The sequence below is a fragment of the Neisseria sp. 19428wB4_WF04 genome, assembly GCF_015235335.1.
Lineage (GTDB): Bacteria > Pseudomonadota > Gammaproteobacteria > Burkholderiales > Neisseriaceae > Neisseria > Neisseria musculi.
The window spans coordinates 1-1,361 of sequence record NZ_JADGLG010000111.1; the positions used below are offsets into that span (position 1 = coordinate 1).

1 tRNA gene and 1 pseudogene are annotated in these 1,361 nt (G+C 39.5%); one reads left to right on the plus strand and one right to left on the minus strand.

From position 1 onward, the window contains the following. Positions 1 to 1,111: 1,111 nt before the first annotated feature. Positions 1,112 to 1,188, plus strand: a tRNA-Thr gene (locus IR141_RS12440). A gap of 43 nt (positions 1,189 to 1,231) precedes the next feature. Here the strand turns inward: IR141_RS12440 and IR141_RS12445 are convergent. Further along, a pseudogene (locus tag IR141_RS12445) lies at positions 1,232 to 1,361 on the minus strand (IS1595 family transposase); the annotation flags it as partial.

Here is a 1,361-nt window from a genome sequence, read left to right on the forward strand (position 1 = left end):
CATGCATAACATCCAGGTTGGGCTCCGCTGTGTGATAAAGCGGAGCAGTTTATAACAAACGGAGAGTGGCTCAATTTTGGAGCACAACTCCCCGTTTCCCTGGCTCAGTTTTGCACGATATTTAACATGTTGAAGAATCAATCTACAATAACGGGTTCAGTATTTAAACCAATCAGAAGCCACTAGACCAACACAACACGCCTTCGGCTCTTCTTTATACAGTTTCCATGCTGCTAGAAATATCTAGTTAATGTAGAAGCGACAGATGTAAACAGTATTTCCAAAATACCGTTCAAAGCCTTGCAATGATGAGGCAATTGACCGGAATCAGTGTCGGAAGCATCAATAGCCCGTACCTGAAGTTACGCCGGTGCCCAGCTGGCGAATGCGGGCAGTACACCCCTTTCTAAGACACCGTAGAATCAGACCAATCCTATTTCAAGGCAAAGCGCATCCGAGGTAGACTCGGGTGAAAAGCGGGCACTAAAACCATCTTTTCCGACATCCTCAAACGAGGCGGCAATGGGTTTGCCCGAGGTATGCAACATATCAATGGTTGGCGCTATGCCAAGCATCGCTTGGTACGATTTAACTGAGTGCCGGAGCATAACCTTTTACCTGCATTAAAAGAAACCCTGGGTTTCTCTTCAGCCACCGACAGGATGATTTGTATAAAGCACTATTGGAAATGTTGCGGAAAGACCCTTTAAAATAAATTTTGAGCTATCGGGTCATATGGAAAAAAACCAGCTGAGTAGATTTAAATACGCTCCACCAAGATACCATGGATGTGTTTAACCGGATAGTAGATAATTCTAGCTAACTTCATGACGATACTTTTAAATCAGGAATACCATGGATGAAAATTAAACCCATGTAACTCTCCACATATTGCTTATCCTATCTACACTTCAGGCCTTATCTCATTTTAAATTTGACCCACTAATATTTATTGTTTGTTAATCATATAAAATTTCATCTGCAGTTTTTTTAAACACTCCACCTGAAATAAGCTATCAACAAAACGATATCTTTAAAAAAATTTAAAAACTACCGAAAAATAATTTGCAAATACTAAAAAAAACGGATATTATATTAAACATAATATATAGCCGGTATAGCTCAGTTTGGTAGAGCAGCTGACTTGTAATCAGAAGGTCCCGAGTTCGACTCTTGGTGCCGGCACCATTTAAATAAAAAAAGGGGCTGTCCTAGATAACTAGAACAAATCCTACTTTACTGATTGTTTTAAAATAGAAATTTGAAATTTTATCTCACTGTTGTTAAAACGCCATTCACACTCTTTCAAATACAGTTCAAAATGCTCTTTGGGAATGCCGTTAAACTTGCGTAAATGGCGT